At 73.6% G+C, this 16,753-nt stretch carries 14 protein-coding genes and 1 other RNA gene; 12 read left to right on the top strand and 3 right to left on the bottom strand.

Annotated features, from left to right (window positions below):
- Nucleotides 1-323 precede the first annotated feature (323 nt).
- Together ACGFXC_RS32095 and ACGFXC_RS32100 are read left to right on the top strand one after the other, a co-directional pair.
- Nucleotides 324-2,120, top strand: coding sequence for a serine/threonine-protein kinase (locus ACGFXC_RS32095; protein ID WP_393718402.1), 1,797 nt, complete (start codon nucleotides 324-326; stop codon nucleotides 2,118-2,120).
- A gap of 170 nt (nucleotides 2,121-2,290) precedes the next feature.
- Nucleotides 2,291-3,547 (top strand): serine/threonine-protein kinase, encoded by a 1,257-nt coding sequence (locus tag ACGFXC_RS32100; protein ID WP_393718403.1) that lies wholly within the window; start codon nucleotides 2,291-2,293, stop codon nucleotides 3,545-3,547.
- 81 nt (nucleotides 3,548-3,628) lie between these two features.
- Here ACGFXC_RS32100 and ACGFXC_RS32105 read toward each other — a convergent pair whose 3' ends face one another.
- Complete coding sequence (locus ACGFXC_RS32105) at nucleotides 3,629-4,687, bottom strand: isopenicillin N synthase family dioxygenase (RefSeq protein WP_393718404.1); 1,059 nt, start codon at nucleotides 4,685-4,687, stop codon at nucleotides 3,629-3,631.
- Between the two features lie 314 nt (nucleotides 4,688-5,001).
- Here ACGFXC_RS32105 and prfB point away from each other — a divergent pair, with 314 nt between their 5' ends.
- Nucleotides 5,002-6,111 (top strand): peptide chain release factor 2, encoded by a 1,110-nt coding sequence (gene prfB, locus ACGFXC_RS32110; RefSeq protein ID WP_393718405.1) that lies wholly within the window; start codon nucleotides 5,002-5,004, stop codon nucleotides 6,109-6,111.
- A 127-nt stretch (nucleotides 6,112-6,238) separates the two neighbouring features.
- Here prfB and ACGFXC_RS32115 read toward each other — a convergent pair whose 3' ends face one another.
- Nucleotides 6,239-6,430 (bottom strand): hypothetical protein, encoded by a 192-nt coding sequence (locus ACGFXC_RS32115; RefSeq protein WP_393718406.1) that lies wholly within the window; start codon nucleotides 6,428-6,430, stop codon nucleotides 6,239-6,241.
- Between the two features lie 221 nt (nucleotides 6,431-6,651).
- Here ACGFXC_RS32115 and ftsE point away from each other — a divergent pair, with 221 nt between their 5' ends.
- From ftsE to ACGFXC_RS32145, 6 genes are all read left to right on the top strand, one after another.
- Complete coding sequence (gene ftsE, locus ACGFXC_RS32120; protein ID WP_030240478.1) at nucleotides 6,652-7,341, top strand: cell division ATP-binding protein FtsE; 690 nt, start codon at nucleotides 6,652-6,654, stop codon at nucleotides 7,339-7,341.
- Between the two features lie 16 nt (nucleotides 7,342-7,357).
- Nucleotides 7,358-8,317: a permease-like cell division protein FtsX gene (gene ftsX / locus ACGFXC_RS32125; protein WP_393718407.1), complete on the top strand. Its 960-nt coding sequence runs from the start codon at nucleotides 7,358-7,360 to the stop codon at nucleotides 8,315-8,317.
- A 67-nt stretch (nucleotides 8,318-8,384) separates the two neighbouring features.
- The gene (locus tag ACGFXC_RS32130; protein ID WP_393718408.1) at nucleotides 8,385-9,566 is read left to right on the top strand and encodes a S41 family peptidase; all 1,182 of its coding nucleotides are present in this window, start codon (nucleotides 8,385-8,387) and stop codon (nucleotides 9,564-9,566) included.
- 18 nt (nucleotides 9,567-9,584) lie between these two features.
- Nucleotides 9,585-10,070 (top strand): SsrA-binding protein SmpB, encoded by a 486-nt coding sequence (smpB, locus tag ACGFXC_RS32135; RefSeq protein WP_393718409.1) that lies wholly within the window; start codon nucleotides 9,585-9,587, stop codon nucleotides 10,068-10,070.
- Nucleotides 10,071-10,154: 84 nt separating this feature from the next.
- Nucleotides 10,155-10,543: a transfer-messenger RNA gene (gene ssrA, locus ACGFXC_RS32140) on the top strand.
- A gap of 198 nt (nucleotides 10,544-10,741) precedes the next feature.
- Complete coding sequence (locus ACGFXC_RS32145) at nucleotides 10,742-11,086, top strand: hypothetical protein (RefSeq protein WP_393718410.1); 345 nt, start codon at nucleotides 10,742-10,744, stop codon at nucleotides 11,084-11,086.
- 487 nt (nucleotides 11,087-11,573) lie between these two features.
- Here the strand turns inward: ACGFXC_RS32145 and ACGFXC_RS32150 are convergent, their stop codons facing one another.
- Nucleotides 11,574-12,869 (bottom strand): MFS transporter, encoded by a 1,296-nt coding sequence (locus ACGFXC_RS32150; RefSeq protein WP_393718411.1) that lies wholly within the window; start codon nucleotides 12,867-12,869, stop codon nucleotides 11,574-11,576.
- A gap of 111 nt (nucleotides 12,870-12,980) precedes the next feature.
- Between ACGFXC_RS32150 and ACGFXC_RS32155 the strand changes: the two genes are divergently transcribed.
- From ACGFXC_RS32155 to ACGFXC_RS32165, 3 genes are all read left to right on the top strand, one after another.
- A complete protein-coding gene (locus tag ACGFXC_RS32155; RefSeq protein WP_393718412.1) occupies nucleotides 12,981-13,952 on the top strand; it encodes a LysR family transcriptional regulator in 972 nt (323 codons plus the stop codon).
- A gap of 96 nt (nucleotides 13,953-14,048) precedes the next feature.
- Nucleotides 14,049-15,419 (top strand): nitrate/nitrite transporter, encoded by a 1,371-nt coding sequence (locus ACGFXC_RS32160; RefSeq protein WP_393718413.1) that lies wholly within the window; start codon nucleotides 14,049-14,051, stop codon nucleotides 15,417-15,419.
- A 123-nt stretch (nucleotides 15,420-15,542) separates the two neighbouring features.
- Nucleotides 15,543-16,748, top strand: a complete 1,206-nt coding sequence (locus ACGFXC_RS32165; protein WP_393718414.1) for a uroporphyrinogen-III synthase — start codon at nucleotides 15,543-15,545, stop codon at nucleotides 16,746-16,748.
- Nucleotides 16,749-16,753: the final 5 nt, after the last annotated feature.

Here is a 16,753-nt window from a genome sequence, read left to right on the forward strand (position 1 = left end):
CGGGCTCCCGTCCCCGCCGTTCCGTACGGGTGCATCCTCGCACCTGTCGTGTACGACACGCCCGGCACCTGCCGACAAATGATCTTGATCGATCTCGGTACCGTCCGCCCGTCGTACGAATACGGACACGGAGCAGCGCAAAATCGCCTCCGGCATACCCCGCAAATCTCACCCTTCGTACATATGTGCGGCAACCAACCTCCGTCGGGCCGCGTCTTCCCCGGGGACACCCCCTAGAGTTGGGCCGGAAACCCATCCAGCGGAATCAGCCGAAACATCCCGGGGAAACACCCGACGAACACGACAGCAGGGGAGCGCGAGACGTGCGGCCAGTCGGCAGCAAATACCTGCTCGAGGAGCCGCTCGGGCGCGGCGCCACGGGCACCGTCTGGCGTGCCCGCCAGCGGGAGACCGCCGGCGCGGAGGCAGCCGTCGCCGGGCAGCCCGGCGAGACCGTGGCCATCAAGGTCCTCAAGGAGGAGCTGGCCCAGGACGCGGACATCGTCATGCGCTTCCTGCGCGAGCGCTCCGTCCTGCTGCGCCTGACCCACCCCAACATCGTCCGCACCCGCGACCTCGTGGTCGAGGGGGACCTGCTGGCCCTGGTCATGGACCTGATCGACGGTCCGGACCTGCACAAGTACATCCGCGAGAACGGCCCCTTCAGCCCCGTTGCCGCGTGCCTGCTCACCGCGCAGATCGCCGACGCGCTCGCCGCCAGCCACGCCGACGGCGTCGTCCACCGCGACCTGAAGCCCGCCAACGTGCTGCTCGACGAGCGCGGCGGGCAGATGAAGCCGATGCTCACCGACTTCGGCATCGCGCGCCTGGCCGACTCCCCGGGCCTGACCCGCACCCACGAGTTCGTCGGCACCCCCGCCTACGTGGCGCCCGAGTCCGCCGAGGGCCGCCCGCAGACCTCCGCCGTCGACATCTACGGCGCCGGCATCCTGCTCTACGAGCTCGTCACCGGGCGCCCGCCCTTCGCGGGCGGCACCGCCCTCGAAGTCCTCCACCGGCACCTCAGCGAGGAGCCCCAGCGCCCCGCGACCCTGCCCGAGCCGCTGTGGACCGTCATCGAGCGCTGCCTGCGCAAGGAGCCCGACGAGCGTCCGAGCGCCGAGAACCTCGCGCGCGGGCTGCGCGTGGTCGCCTCCGGCATCCGCGTGCACTCCTCGCCCGACGAGGTCGAGGCCGCGATCGGCGTCGGCGCCCTGCTCGTGCCCGACCCCTCGCCCGCGCCCGTTCCCGCGGTCCCCGGCGCCGCCGATCCGACGCAGGCGCTGCCCGCCGGGGCGGGCGCACCGATGGGCGCCTACGACCCGAACGGCATGACCAGCGTGCTGCCGCCGGTCGGCGGGGCCGACGCCACCACCGTGCTGCCCGCCACCGGCGGCCCCGGCGCCCGGGGCGGCGCCCCCGATCCGACCTCCGTGATGCCCCCGGTGCAGCGGCCCGACAGCCCGCACCCGTGGGAGTCGCAGATGCGGGCCGCGCGGGACCGCAACGAGCAGACGCAGATGCAGTACCTCGACCCGAGCGAGGACCCGCTGCGCAGGCGCCCCCAGCGGCAGGCCCCGCCGCCCCCGCAGCACCAGCCCCGGGCCCCGCAGCAGCAGTACCAGCAGCCGCAGCACCAGCAGCAGCAGCCCCCGCAGTACCGCCCGGCGCCTCCGCCGCAGCAGTACCAGCAGCAGCCGCAGCACTACCAGTCGCAGCAGCCCCAGCAGTACCAGCAGCCGCAGCAGTACCAGCAGCAGCCGCAGCGGCCCCAGTACCAGCAGCCGCAGCAACAGCCTCCCCAGCAGCAGCAGCGGCCGCAGTCCGCGCCGCAGCCCCCTCAGCAGCAGCGCCCCGCGCGCGAGCCGCGGGAGCCGCGCGAGCCGCGCCGCCGCAGCGCCAACCCGGTCAGGATCCCCGGGCTCGGCTGCCTCAAGGGCTGTCTGGTCATGATCCTGCTGCTGTTCATCGGCGGCTGGCTGGTCTGGGAGCTCACCCCGCTCCAGGAATGGGTCGGCACCGGCAAGAACTGGTGGGACCAGGTCTGGAGCTGGGGCAGCGACGCCGTCGACTTCGTCAGCTCCTTCGGCGACTCCGCGAGCGGCGGCACGGCCCCCTGACGTGCCGTCACGGGGCGGTCCGCGCGGCCCCGTAGCGCCGACTTCATGGATTTGTCGACATCCAGGACGTGATTTCGCCCGCAGAAGTGAAGGTCGCCGCGATCCGGAGCGTTCAACCCCCATTCGGCCGCGTAGCTTTGTCGCGTACGCCAGCCGCTGAGGGAGCAGTCGTGGCACGGAAGATCGGCAGCCGGTACACCGCGCACCAGATCCTGGGGCGCGGCAGCGCGGGCACGGTGTGGCTGGGCGAGGGACCTGACGGCCCCGTCGCCGTCAAACTGCTGCGCGAGGACCTCGCGTCGGACCAGGAGCTGGTCGGGCGCTTCGTCCAGGAGCGCAGCGCCCTGCTCGGCCTGGAGCACCCGCACATCGTCTCCGTCCGCGACCTCGTCGTGGACGGCAACGACCTCGCCCTCGTCATGGACCTCGTCCGCGGTACGGACCTGCGCACGCGCCTCGACCGCGAGCGGCGGCTCGCCCCCGAGGCGGCCGTGGCCGTCGTCGCGGACGTCGCGGACGCGCTGGCCGCGGCCCACGCGGCGGGCGTCGTCCACCGGGACGTCAAACCGGAGAACGTCCTCCTCGACATGCAGGGCCCGCTCGGCCCAGGCGGCGCGCATCCCGCGCTGCTCACCGACTTCGGCGTGGCCAAGCTCATCGACTCGCCCCGCCGGGCCGCCACCGGGGCACGGGCCGGCGCGCCCACCACCCGGATCATCGGGACGCCGGACTACCTCGCGCCGGAAATAGTGGAGGGCCTGCCGCCGCGGGCGGCCGTCGACATATACGCCCTGGCCACCGTGCTCTACGAGCTGCTCGCCGGGTTCACCCCCTTCGGCGGGGGACACCCGGGCGCGGTGCTGCGCCGGCACGTGACCGAGACCGTGGTCCCGCTGCCGGGGATCCCCGACGAGCTGTGGCAGCTGATGGTCCAGTGCCTGGCCAAGGCGCCCGCCTCCCGGCTGCGGGCCTCGGAGCTGTCCGTCCGGCTGCGGGACCTGCTGCCGCTGCTGGCCGGGATGCCGCCGCTGGACGTGGACGAGCCCGACGACGCCGACGCGGAGCCGCCGGAGCCCGCCGAGGAGCAGGCCGCCGAGCCCGTGCGCAGGCGCGGGGTGGTCCCCCTGGTGCCGGGCTCCGCGACCGACTCCAACCGGGACACCCACACCTCCATGCGGGTGCCGGGGCCGGACGAGCTGGCCGGCGGGGCGCTGGGCACGGCCCGGGTCCCGCGGCCGGCCGGCGGTCACCGCCCCGGCTCCGCCCGGCACCGGGCCGAGGCCGCGCGCAAGCGGCGCCTGGTGCTGTCCGCCTCGGCGGTGGCGCTGGCCGCCGCGGTCGGCGTCGGGAGCTGGCTGGCTCTGTCCGGCGACGACCCGGCCCCGCGGCCGCAGGACAGCGAGCACTCCGCCCCGGCCCGGCCGTAGGACCCCGGCCCGGCCGCAGGACCCCGGCCCGGGAGCCGGCGGCGGCCGGAGCCCGAGCCGGGCCCGGCCCCGGCCGCCGCGTCAGGCCGCCGTCAGCGCCGGGTGCCAGCGCCGGGCCACCGCGGGGTGGGCGCGTACCCAGCCCTTGAGCTCGTTGCGGCCGTACTCCGCGTGCAGCGGGTTGGACGTGTCCTGGGCCAGGCCCGGCGCGGAGCGCAGGTACTCCCCGGGGACGGTCTCGACGACCGCGTCCAGCCGCGGGTTGTAGAAGAACGGCACCGAGAACCGCTCCACCGCCCCCGGCGGGCTCACCACCCGGTGGTCGGTGGCCCGCAGGTACCCCTCGGTGGCGATCTCCAGCAGCTCGCCCAGGTTCACCACGAACGCTCCGGGCCGTGGCGCGATGTCGACGTAGCCGCCGTCCCGGACCACCTGGAGGCCGCCCACCGAGTCCTGGAGCAGCAGCGTCAGGAAGCCGTAGTCCTTGTGCGCGCCGACGCCCTGGTCGGTGCCCGACGGCGCGGACCCGGGGTAGCGGATCAGCTTCGTGTGCAGGTGGGGGCGGTCGGCGAAGGCCGCGTCGAAGAAGTCCGTGGGGGCGCCGATGGAGGCCAGCAGTTCCTGGAGCAGCCGGTGCGCCACCGCCGCCAGCCGCGCCTGCCAGTCGAGGACCACCTCGCGCAGCTCCGGCAGGGCCGCCGGCCACTGGTTGGGGCCCTCCAGCCACAGGTACGCCGGGTCGTGCGGCCCCAGCGCCGGCGCCGGCCGTTCGGCGCCCACGTCGAGCTGGTCGCGCCAGTCGGAGGCACCGCCCGTCAGCTCGTGCCCGATGCGGGTGTAGCCCCGGAAGTGCGGGGAGTTCAGATTGCTCACCGCGAGCCGGTCGGCCTCCGGGAGCGCGAAGAAGGCCCTGGTCAGCTCCAGTATCCGGGCGGTCTCGGACTCGGTTATGCCGTGCCCGGTCAGGTACAGGAACCCGGTGTCCCGCGCGGCCGCGTGCAACTGCTCCAGGAAGTCGGCCCGCTCGGCGGGGTCGTCCGCCCGGGAGAGGTCGATGACGGCGAGCGAGGCGTCGTGGGCGGGCGCGGAGGGTGCCGCGAAGGAGGGCGAGAGGGAGGAGGAAGGGTGCGCGGACGGCATGACGGCTCCGTTTCGGATGTCACGGGGTCCCGTGCCCCGGAGATGGCGGGGCAAGGCGGAGGAGCGGGCCGCCGGCAGGGATGGCGCCGGGGCGGACGGCCGCGTACGGGACCGAAGTCGGATCGGGGTGGATCAGGCTCGTGCGGGGTCCGTCGGCTGACAGCTCGTGGTGGTGACACGCATGTGGTCCACATGGCGGCGCTTCACGAGGAGAACGGTCATGCGGTGAGCGTACGCCCGTACCCACCCCTCCCCGTACGGGTTGATCCGGCCTGGCCGGAGAGTGCCCTCCGGGGACCGGCTAGGCTGGACCCGTGGCAGTCGTCGATGTTTCCGAAGAGCTGAAGTCCCTCTCCTCGACCATGGGGTCGATCGAGGCCGTCCTGGACCTCGACAAGCTGAGGGCGGAGATCGCCGTGCTCGAGGAGCAGGCCGCCGCGCCGTCCCTGTGGGACGACCCGGACGCCGCCCAGAAGATCACGAGCAAGCTTTCGCACCTCCAGGCGGAGGTCCGCAAGACCGAGAACCTGCGCGGCCGTATCGACGACCTCGCGGTCCTGTTCGAGCTCGCCCAGGAGATGGACGACGCGGACACCCTCGCGGAGGCGGAGACCGAGCTGGTCTCCGTGCGCAAGGCGCTGGACGAGATGGAGGTCCGGACCCTGCTCTCCGGCGAGTACGCCGAGCGCGAGGCCCTGGTCAACATCCGTGCCGAGGCCGGCGGCGTCGACGCCTCCGACTTCGCCGAGCGCCTCCAGCGCATGTACCTGCGCTGGGCCGAGCGCCACGGCTACGCCACCGAGATCTACGAGACCTCGTACGCGGAGGAGGCCGGCATCAAGTCGACCACCTTCGTCGTCAAGGCGCCGTACGCCTACGGCACCCTCTCCGTCGAGCAGGGCACGCACCGCCTCGTGCGCATCTCGCCCTTCGACAACCAGGGCCGCCGCCAGACCTCCTTCGCCGGTGTCGAGGTCCTCCCGGTCGTCGAGACCAGCGACCACGTCGAGATCGACGAGGCCGAGCTGCGCGTCGACGTGTACCGCGCCTCGGGCCCCGGCGGCCAGGGCGTCAACACCACCGACTCGGCGGTGCGCATCACGCACCTGCCGACCGGCATCGTGGTCTCCTGCCAGAACGAGCGCTCGCAGATCCAGAACAAGGCCAGCGCGATGAACGTCCTCCAGGCCAAGCTGCTCGAACGGCGCCGCCAGGAGGAGAAGGACAAGATGGACGCCCTCAAGGACGGCGGCAGCTCCTGGGGCAACCAGATGCGCTCCTACGTCCTGCACCCGTACCAGATGGTCAAGGACCTGCGGACGGAGTTCGAGGTCGGCAACCCGCAGGCGGTCCTCGACGGCGAGATCGACGGCTTCCTGGAGGCCGGGATCCGCTGGCGCAAGCAGCAGGAGCAGGGCGCGTAACCCGCCCGCCCCACGTGTGAGGAAGGGCCCGGACACCCTCAGGTGTCCGGGCCCTTCCTCATGCCGTGTGGTCGCGCGGGCCTTGCGGCGGCCGCGCGACCGGGTGATCGGGACGCGGCGCGGCCTGTCAGGCGGTCCGGGCCACCAGCGCCAGCGCGCCCACCAGAACCACCAGAAGCGCGATGAGCGTCACCGGATTCAGGCCGGCGAAGGGGCCCTCCTGCTGCTGGAGGCGCTCCCGGTTCGCCCGGCACACCGGACAGCGGCCCTGGCTGACGGGTGCGGCGCAGTTCGCGCACACGAGCCGGTCATATGTCATGCGCTCCTCCTCTCGTCCCCTCGTTAACGGCACGGGGACCGAGTCCGTTCCCCCTACCACTGTGCCAGCTCCGCCGACATTCGGCGCGGCCCCTTTGGGCAATCGCGAAACGACCCGGCGGGCACCCGGGATAAATCGGGCAACTGCGGATGCCGGGTCCCCACCCCCCGCCCGGTCGCGTATGGTCACGCTCACCTACTCCCGGCGACCGTGGTGCACCCGTGATCCGATTCGACAACGTCTCCAAGTCCTACCCGAAGCAGAACCGTCCCGCACTCAGAGATGTCTCCCTGGACATCGCCAAGGGCGAGTTCGTCTTCCTGGTCGGCTCCTCCGGCTCCGGCAAGTCCACCTTCCTGCGGCTGGTCCTGCGCGAGGAACGGGCCAGTCACGGCCAGGTGCACGTGCTGGGCAAGGACCTCGCGAAGCTCTCCAACTGGAAGGTCCCGCACATGCGGCGCCAGCTGGGGACCGTCTTCCAGGACTTCCGGCTGCTGCCGAACAAGACGGTGGCCGAGAACGTCGCCTTCGCGCAGGAGGTGATCGGCAAGCCGCGCGGTGAGATCCGCAAGGCCGTCCCGCAGGTGCTGGAGCTGGTCGGCCTCGGCGGCAAGGAGGGCCGGATGCCGGGCGAGCTGTCCGGTGGCGAGCAGCAGCGCGTGGCCATCGCCCGCGCCTTCGTCAACCGTCCCGCCCTGCTGATCGCGGACGAGCCGACCGGCAACCTCGACCCGCAGACCTCCGTCGGGATCATGAAGCTGCTGGACCGGATCAACCGGACCGGCACCACCGTGATCATGGCGACGCACGACCAGCAGATCGTCGACCAGATGCGCAAGCGCGTCATCGAACTCGAACAGGGCCGACTCGTGCGCGACCAGTCGCGCGGCGTCTACGGCTACCAGCACTGAAAGGTCCCCAGACGCCATGCGCGCCCAGTTCGTCATGTCGGAGATCGGCGTCGGCCTCCGCCGCAATCTCACCATGACCTTCGCCGTCATCATCTCCGTGGCCCTCTCGCTGGCCCTCTTCGGAGGCTCGCTCCTCATGCGCGACCAGGTCAGCGCGATGAAGGGGTTCTGGTACGACAAGGTCAACGTCACCGTCTACCTCTGCACCAAGAACGACGCCATCGACGCGGCCGGGGCCCCCGCCGCCGGGGCGCCCGCGGCGGGTGGCGGCAAGCCCTGCTCCAAGGGGGCCGTGACCCCCGAGCAGAAGCAGGGCATCGAGACCGAGCTCAAGAAGATGGCCCTCGTCCAGACGGTCATGTACGAGTCCTCGGACGAGGCCTACAAGCACTACAAGGAGCGCTTCGGCCACACGGCGCTGGCCTCCGTCGTCACCCCCGACCAGATGCCGGACTCCTTCCGGGTCAAGCTGAAGAACCCGGAGAAGTACGCGGTCATCACCTCCGCGTTCGCCGGGCGCGACGGCGTCCAGTCGGTCGCCGACCAGAGCAGCGAGCTCGACAACCTCTTCGCGCTGCTCGGCACCCTCAACTGGGCGGCCCTCGGCATCATGCTGATCATGCTGATCGTGGCGCTGCTGCTGATCGTCAACACGGTGCGCGTTTCGGCGTTCAGCCGTCGGCGGGAGACCGGGATCATGCGCCTGGTGGGCGCCTCCGGCTTCTACATCCAGGTGCCGTTCATCATGGAGGCCGCCGTCGCCGGACTCATCGGCGCGGGCCTCGCCTGCGGCATGCTCGGCGCCGGCCAGTACTTCGTGATCGACCACGGCATCGGCCTGCGCGACAAGCTCCAGCTGATCAACTTCATCGGCTGGGACGCCGTCCTCACCAAGCTCCCGCTGGTCCTGGTCATCGGCCTGCTGATGCCCTCCCTGGCGGCGTTCGTGGCCCTGCGCAAGTACCTCAAGGTGTGACGAGCGCCCCGTGGGCGGTCCGGCCAACCGGCCGTGCCCGCGCGGGGCTTGTCCTAGACTCGGCGGCATGCCGGGTCTGCCCGCCCTCTGTCCGCGGCCCCGCGACCTGCGTCGCGGGGCCGTCTTGACGTTGCTGTTCCTCGCCACCGTCGGCGCCGGCGCGGGGAGCGGGTGCTGGAGCCCCCGCGAGGGGCAGGACGGCCGGCCGCCGGCCCTCGTGGGCTCGCCGGTGCCCGCCTCCGGGGAGAGCGGCACCGCCGACCGGGAGGCCGTCGCCCGCGCCGCCGCCGAGGCCGTCGCGGAGGGCAAGTCCGGGAAGAAGGCCGCCGAGGAGGTGGTCAGCCGCAGCGGCGACCGCTGGGGCGCCGTCTACGACCAGGGCGAGTACGCCGCCTTCACGGACGACCTCGACGGCCGCTGGACCGGCGTCGGGGTCTGGACCGGCCGCCGCCGGGACGGCGCGATCGAGGTCGAGCGGATCCAGCCCGACAGCCCCGCCGCCCGGGCCGGGCTGCGCACCGGGGACCGGCTGCTGAGCGTGGACGGCCACGGCGTCACCGGCCTGGCCGTGGCCGACGTGGTGGCGCTGCTGCGCGGGGAGGCGGGCACCCCGGTGGTGCTCGGCCTCGGCCGGGACGGCGCCGGCCTCACCGAGACCGTGCGCCGGGAGCGGCTGCGTACCGAGCCGGTGACCGTACGCCGCCTCGCGGACGGCACCACCGTGATCAAGGTCGCCTCCTTCACGCGCGGCTCGGGGGACCGGGTGCGCGACGCCGTCCGGGCCGCTCCGCCGGGCGGCGGGGTGCTGCTGGACCTGCGCGGGAACCCCGGGGGGCTGGTCGCCGAGGCGGTGACGGCGGCCTCGGCGTTCCTGGACGGCGGGCTGGTGGCGACGTACGACGTACGGGGCTCCGAGCGCGCCCTGTACGCCGCGCCCGGCGGGGACACGGTCCGGCCGCTGGTGGCCCTGGTGGACGGCGGCACGATGAGCGCGGCCGAACTGGTCACCGGCGCCCTCCAGGACCGGGGCCGTGCCGTGACCGTAGGCACCCGCACCTTCGGCAAGGGCGCGGTGCAGATGCCCACCGAACTCCCGGGCGGTTCGGTGGCGGAGCTGACGGTGGGCACGTACCGCACTCCGGCGGGCCGCAGCCTCGACGGCGGCGGGATCACCCCGGACCTCGCGGCGGGCGACGGGGCCGAGGACCGGGCCCGCACGGTATTGGGTGGCCTCGGGGTGGGTCCGTAGTGCGAAAATGACCGCACTATGGCTAAGGAAAAAGGGCGCAAGCTGATCGCCCAGAACAAGAAGGCGCGGCACGACTACACGATCATCGACACCTATGAGTGCGGGATCGTGCTCACGGGCACCGAGGTCAAGTCCCTGCGCCAGGGCCGGGCCTCCCTCGTGGACGGCTTCGTGTCGGTGGAGGGCCGCGAGGTCTGGATGTACAACGTGCACGTGCCGGAGTACAGCCAGGGCACCTGGACCAACCACAGCGCCCGGCGCAAGCGCAAGCTCCTCATGCACCGCGAGGAGATCGACAAGCTGGAGCGCAAGGCGGACGAGTCGGGCCACACGGTCGTCCCGCTCGCCCTGTACTTCAAGGACGGCCGCGCGAAGGTGGAGATCGCGCTGGCGAAGGGCAAGAAGGAGTACGACAAGCGCCAGACGCTGCGGGAGAAGCAGGACACCCGTGAGACGAACCGTGCGGTATCGGCGATCCGCCGCAAGCAGCGCGGTACGGTTTAATCTCCTGGCACGCGGTGGTCGTCTTCGCGTACCATGGCGTCAGCACCACCCCGCGAGGGGCGGAGCAGCTTGTTAAAAAAACATGGGGATGATCGGTTTCGACAGCGGATGTCGATGCAGGGGAAGCGAGCCGAGGAAGCGGCAATGATCTCGCTAACCATATGTCGCAAACAATAATCGCCAACTCCAAGAGCGATAACTCCCGCTTCACCCTCGCTGCCTAATAACAGTGAGCTGAAGCCTCTGTGAGGAGCGTCAGCCCGGAAGTGGTCCCGGTCCGGATCCTGGCGTCAACTAGGGATCTAAACCTCTAGCCCCGGTCACGGGGGTTGGAGGGAAATCAAACAGTGACTGAGCCCGTCGGAGACTTGTCCGTGTGATCTCCGGGGCTGAGAAAAGCGCAGCGGACTGCGCTCGGAGAAGCCCTGCTTCTGCACCGTTGGACGCGGGTTCGATTCCCGCCATCTCCACCACCCCATGTGGGCAAAGGCCCCGCGGCCTCTCGGCTGCGGGGCCTTCGTCATGTCCGCACGCAGACTCCGATCACCGGAAGGGGCGCCGCAGCCTGCTGGAACTCCCCACTCGTCCGCGGACCGCGCCGTCCGGCGATACGCTGCGTAGGACGGTGCCGCGGAGGAGCGAGCCGGCCGTGCGAGACGGAGGAGGGCATCATGACCACCGCTGCCGTGGGCGACTCGGGCATCCCGCCCATGCCCGAGAGGACACCGCGAGCCCTTCGGGAAGCCACTGCCCAGCACGCCCCTGCGCTCCTCCCCGACTTCGACGCGCACTGGAAGCGGGACATCGCAGACGCCTACGACATCGCGCCCGTCCCGGCGTTCATGGCCCGCTGGTGGGGCGAGTACGCCCTTGCCCGTGACCCGCTGCTGGAGCAGCGGGTGCACCGCCTGGAGGAAGAGGCCGCCGGGGCGACCGGCATCGACCGCGCCAAGGCGCTCCTCGAGGAGGCGGGGCACATCCGGCGCAGCGCCCGCCAGGTGGAGCCCGGCCGGTAACGGACGGCGGCGCGTACGTACCGTGACGCCCTGCCCGAGGAAGTACGGATGAAGCTCAGGGCCGGCATGGCCGAGCTGGTCACCGCCAGAGATCCGTACCTTCCGCAGGACGAACTGCCGGAAGGCTTCCCTCTCGAACCGGCCCGCTCCAGCCGCCCGAAGGGCCCGCACATCCTCAGCTTCGACCGCGGTCGGGGGTGGTTGCGGTTCACCTTCGTGCGCCGGACCGAAGACCCGCAGATCGTCGTCGAGGCCCCGCGCCCTCTCGGCTGCGGGCCTCGCAGGTCAGCAGGCGCGCGTCGGCGGAACGGCTCGAGGGGACGTACGGCTGCGAGAACCGCAGGTGCGGGGAGTCGGCGGCCAGGGTCGGCGCGGCCGGCAGCAGGAAGGAGGCGGTGACGGCCGCGACGAACAGGGCCGCCGAAACGGAACGGGAAGCAGGCAGGGGGGTTCCTCCGCGAAGGGAAGGGCGCTGGGAGACCCCCCGTTATTGCGGATCGCGCTCGCCGGTCGTGAGTACCACGCGGGTGCCGTCACTCGCCCGCCGGACAAGCAGGGCGAACAGGGCAAGAAGGGCGGCCGTGGCCGGGAGGGCGTACGCACTGGTGGTGCCCAGGCGGTCGACGGCGGCACCGGCCGCCGCCGAGCCGGCCGCGATGCCCGCCAGGATGGCGGTGACGGCGAGGGTCATGCCCTCGTTGAGCCGGCCCGCCGGGGTCAGCGCGTGCACCCGGGACATGGCCGTGACCATCACCGGGGCCGTCGCCGTCCCCGCCAGCAGCAGCGCCCCCGCCAGCAGCGGCAGCGAGCCGGACGCGGCCGCCGCCCAGGGCAGCGCCAGCGCGGCGGCCAGGGCGGCCAGACAGAGCGTCAGGCCGCGGGGCCGGCGGGTGCCGTACAGCAGCCCCGACGCGCACGAGCCCGCCGCCTGGAGGGCCAGCACCGGCCCCGCCGCGGCGCCGAGGCCGAGCCCGGAGAGGTGCGCCACCGAGGTGACCTCCATCGAGCCGAACACCACCCCGGTGGCGAGGAACAGGCCGAGCAGCGGGCGCAGCGGCCGCAGCGGCGAGGAGCCCCGGACGGGCGGGATCCCGGCCGGCGGGGGCTCGGTGGCGCGGTGGGCGGTGAAGACGAGCATGCCGGTCAGCAGCAGGGCCGCGCCGGCCAGGGTGCCCGCCTCGGGGAAGAGCGCGGTGCACAGGAGGACCGCCAGGACCGGGCCCAGCAGGTAGCACAGTTCGTCGGCGGCCTGCTCGAAGGAGAGCGCGCCGTGATGGGCGTCGCGGGGCAGCAGGTGGGTCCAGCGGGCCCGGGACATGCCGCCGGTGTTGGGGGTGGCGGCGGTGGCCGCGGAGCAGGCGAACAGGGTCCAGGCGGGGGCACCGGTCCGGACGCACAGCGCCAGGCAGAGCGAGCCGAGGACCGCGATCACGGTGGCGGGCAGGGCGATCCGGGCCTGGCCGTGCCGGTCGATCAGCCGGGCCGTCCACGGCGCGACCACCGCGGTGACGGCCATGCCGGTCGCGGTGACCGCCCCGGCGAGGGCGTACGAGCCGCGCTGTCCGGCGATCATCATGACCGCGCTGATCCCCCACATGCCCGCCGGGAGCCGGGCGAGGAGGCTCCCGGCGGTGAACCCGCGGGCGCCGGGGACGGCGAAGAGGCGCGCGTACGGGCCCCGGGCCCGGTCGGGGGCGGTGGGGACGGGAGCGGCGGGGGAGGCGGGGGCGGCCAGGACCAGGGTGCTTCCGGTCACGGCCATCAGCGGGGTCGTCTGCGGCATGCGACGAGCCTGCGGCCCGGCCCCCGCCCCGGTCCAACACCTGTTCCGGGGCCATTGACGCACCCCTGTTGTCAGTCCCGTGCCGTCCCCCCGCGTTGTTAGTCTCCGCTGGTGAACTCCCGTGACGCCGTGGACCCCCGGCTGCTGCGCGGCTTCCTCGCCGTGGCCGAGGAGCTGCACTTCTCCCGCGCCGCCGCCCGGCTGCACGTCGCCCAGCAGGCCCTGAGCCGCGACGTGCGCCGCCTCGAACGGGACCTGGGCGCCGCCCTGTTCCTGCGCACCACCCGCGCGGTCGAGCTGACCCCCGACGGGGAGCGGCTGCTGCCCCACGCCCGCGAGGTGCTGCGCGCCCACCGGGAACTGGCCGAGGCCTTCGCGGGACCGCCCCGGCCGCTGCTCGTCGACGTGAACACCGACGGCCCCGGCACCGGCCGCCGGATCCTGGAACGGGCCCGCGAACTCGCCCCCGGCTGCGAGCTGATGGCCCGCTTCGAGAGCGGCCTCACCCACGCCGCGGCCGAGATCGCCGCCGGGCGGCTCGACGTGTCCTTCGGGTACGCGGCCGGGCTGGCCCCCGCGCTCGGCGAGCGGCTCGCGCACCGGCCCGTGCGCTACGAACCGCTCGCCGTGCTGCTGCCCGAGGACCACGCGCTGGCCGCGCTGGACGGCGTACCGCTGGCCGCGCTCGCCGGGGAGAGCGTCTACGCGGGGGCCGGGAACCCGCGCACCCTGGAGTGGACCGGGCTCGCCCGCGAGCTGTTCGCCGGACGGGACATCGCGCTGGCGCCGCCCGCGCCGGTCGCGGTCGGCAAGGAGGAGTTCGGCCGGGTGATGGCCAAGACCCGCACCCCGGTGCTGGCCACCGTGGACTTCCCCGAGCTGCCCGGCTGCGTCAAACGGCCCCTGGTGGACCCCGTACCGCTGTCCCCGCTCGCGCTGGTGTGGCCGCGCGGGCTGCGCCACCCCGGCCTCGACGCCCTGCTCCGGGCCGCCGACGGGCTGGCCCGGTCGCACGGCTGGCTGGAGGTGCCCCCGGGCAGCTGGCTGCCGGCGGCGCTCACACCGGGGGCCGCGGGCGGGTGAGCGCGAGGTAGCCCGCCGGTCATCCGGCGGGGCCGGGGCGGAAACGCGCCGTCCGTAGCGTCGGCCCCACGGACGCGACAGCTGGGGAGGCGTGTGATGACCCGTACCACCGCACCGCGCGAAGGGGGCCGCTGGATCCAGCGGTGGGACCCCGAGGACGAGACGTTCTGGCGGCGGACGGGCCGTCCGGTCGCCCGGCGCAACCTGCTGTACTCGGTGTTCAGCGAGCACGTCGGCTTCTCCGTCTGGTCCCTGTGGTCGGTGCTGGTGCTCTTCATGGGGCCCGCCTACGGCATCGACCCCGCCGGGAAGTTCTTCCTCATCGCCACCGCCACCTGCGTCGGCGCCCTCGTCCGGATCCCCTACACCTTCGCCGTCGCCCGCTTCGGCGGCCGCGACTGGACCGTTATCAGCGCCCTGCTGCTGCTCGTCCCGACCGTCGCCGCGCTGGCCGTCATGGAGCCCGGCACCTCGTACGGGACCTTCCTCGCCGTGGCCGCGCTGACCGGGGTGGGCGGCGGCAACTTCGCCTCCTCCATGACCAACATCAACGCCTTCTTCCCGCTCCGCGAGAAGGGCCGGGCCCTCGGCCTCAACGCGGGCGGCGGCAACATCGGCGTGCCCGTCGTCCAGCTCGCCGCGCTGCTCGTCATCGCCACCGCCGGGGCGGGGCACCCGCGCCTGCTGCTCGCCGCGTACCTCCCGCTGATCGTGGCGGCGGCCGTACTGGCCCTGCTGCGCATGGACAACCTGGCGCCCGTGCGCGGCGACACCGGCGCCGTGGGCGAGGCCCTGCGGGAGCGCCACACCTGGATCATGGCCTTCCTCTACGTCGGCACCTTCGGCTCCTTCATCGGCTACGGCTTCGCCTTCGGACTGGTCCTGCAGACCCGCTTCGGCCACACCCCGCTCCAGGCCGCCTCGCTGACCTTCCTCGGGCCGCTGCTCGGCTCCCTGGCCCGGCCCGCGGGCGGGGCGCTCGCCGACCGGTTCGGCGGGGCGCGGATCACCCTGGCCGCCTTCGTGGCGATGGCCGCGGCCACCGGGGTGGTGGTGCTGGCCTCCGTACGGGACTCCCTGCCGGTGTTCCTGACCGGCTTCGTGGCCCTCTTCGCGCTCAGCGGGGCGGGCAACGGCTCCACCTACAAGATGGTCCCCGCCGTCTTCCACGCACAGGGCCTCGCCCGGGGCCTGGAGGGCGAACGGGCGGCCGCGTACGGGCGGCGGCTCTCCGGGGCCGCCATGGGCCTGATCGGAGCCGTGGGGGCGCTCGGCGGGCTCGGCGTCAACCTCGTCTTCCGGCAGGCGTTCCGCGGCGGCGGCTCCGGCACGGCCGCCTTCGTCACCTTCCTCGGCTTCTACGCGGTGTGCTGCGCCGTCACCTGGGCCGTATACCTGCGCCGGCCCGGGCGGACGGCGGTCCCGGCCGCCGGGAGCGCCGGGAAGGCGCAGCTCACCTCCGTGTGAGGGCGCCGCGTTACGGCACCGAAATACCCTGGAACCGAAGCCGTCACGACGCCTTGACAGGCTCGGACCCCCGCGCCACCCGCCCCCACCGGGCACCCCGCAAGCCGAGGCAGGTCACCCACGATGCCCAGCAAGCCCACTCAGTCCCCGGAGTCCCCGCAGTGCACGGCGTCCGCGCCGGACGGGCCGGACGCGCCGGAGCACGGTCCCCTCGCGGGCTTCACCGTCGGCGTCACCGCCGCCCGGCGCGCCGACGACCTGATCGCCCTGCTGCGCCGCCGCGGGGCGGCCGTGCTGCACGCGCCCGCCCTGCGGATCGTGCCGCTGGCCGACGACGGCGAGCTGATGGCCGCCACCGAGGAACTCATCGACTGCCCGCCGGACGCCGTCGTCGCGACCACCGCCATCGGCTTCCGCGGCTGGATCGAGGCCGCCGACGGATGGGGCATCGGCGAGGGACTCCTGGCACGGCTGCGCACCGCCGAACTGCTGGCCCGCGGGCCCAAGGTGAAGGGGGCCGTACGGGCCGCCGGGCTCGTCGAGGCCTGGTCGCCGGGCTCCGAATCCCTCGCCGAGGTGCTGGACCGGCTGCTGGCCGACGGCGTCGGGGGCCGGCGCATTGCGCTCCAGCTGCACGGCGAGCCGCTGCCCGGGTTCGTGGAGGCCCTGCGCGCGGCCGGCGCCGACGTGGTGCCGGTGCCCGTCTACCGGTGGATGCCGCCGCGCGACCTCGCCCCGCTGGACCGGCTGCTGGACGCCGTCGCGGTGGGGGCGCTGGACGCCGTCAGCTTCACCTCCGCCCCCGCCGTGGCCTCGGTGCTGGCCCGGGCGGCGGAACGCGGGCTGCGGGAGGCCGTGGTGGAGGCGCTGCGCGGGCCGGTGCTCAGCGCCTGCGTCGGGCCCGTGACCGCGCTGCCGCTCCAGGCCGAGGGGATCGCCCCGGTGGCGCCGCAGCGGTTCCGGCTCGGCCCGCTGGTGCAGCTGCTCTGCCAGGAACTCCCCGCCCGGGCCCGGGCCCTGCCGGTCGCGGGCCACCGGATGGAGATCCGCGGCCACGCCGTCCTCGTCGACGGCGCGCTGCGGCCCGTACCGCCCGCCGGGATGGCGCTGCTGACGATGCTGGCCCGGCGGCCCGGCTGGGTGGTGTCACGGGCCGAACTGCTCGGCGCGCTGCCGGGGGCGGGCAGCGACGAGCACGCCGTGGAGACCGCGATGGCGCGGCTGCGGGCGGCGCTGGGGGCGCCGGGCCTGATCCAGACCGTGGTCAAGCGGGGATACCGGCTGTCGCTGGACGCGGGGGACTGTGCGGGGGCGCACGAGACCCCCTAGCATGC

The organism is Streptomyces sp. NPDC048507 (genome assembly GCF_043199995.1).
Classification (GTDB): Bacteria; Actinomycetota; Actinomycetes; order Streptomycetales; family Streptomycetaceae; genus Streptomyces.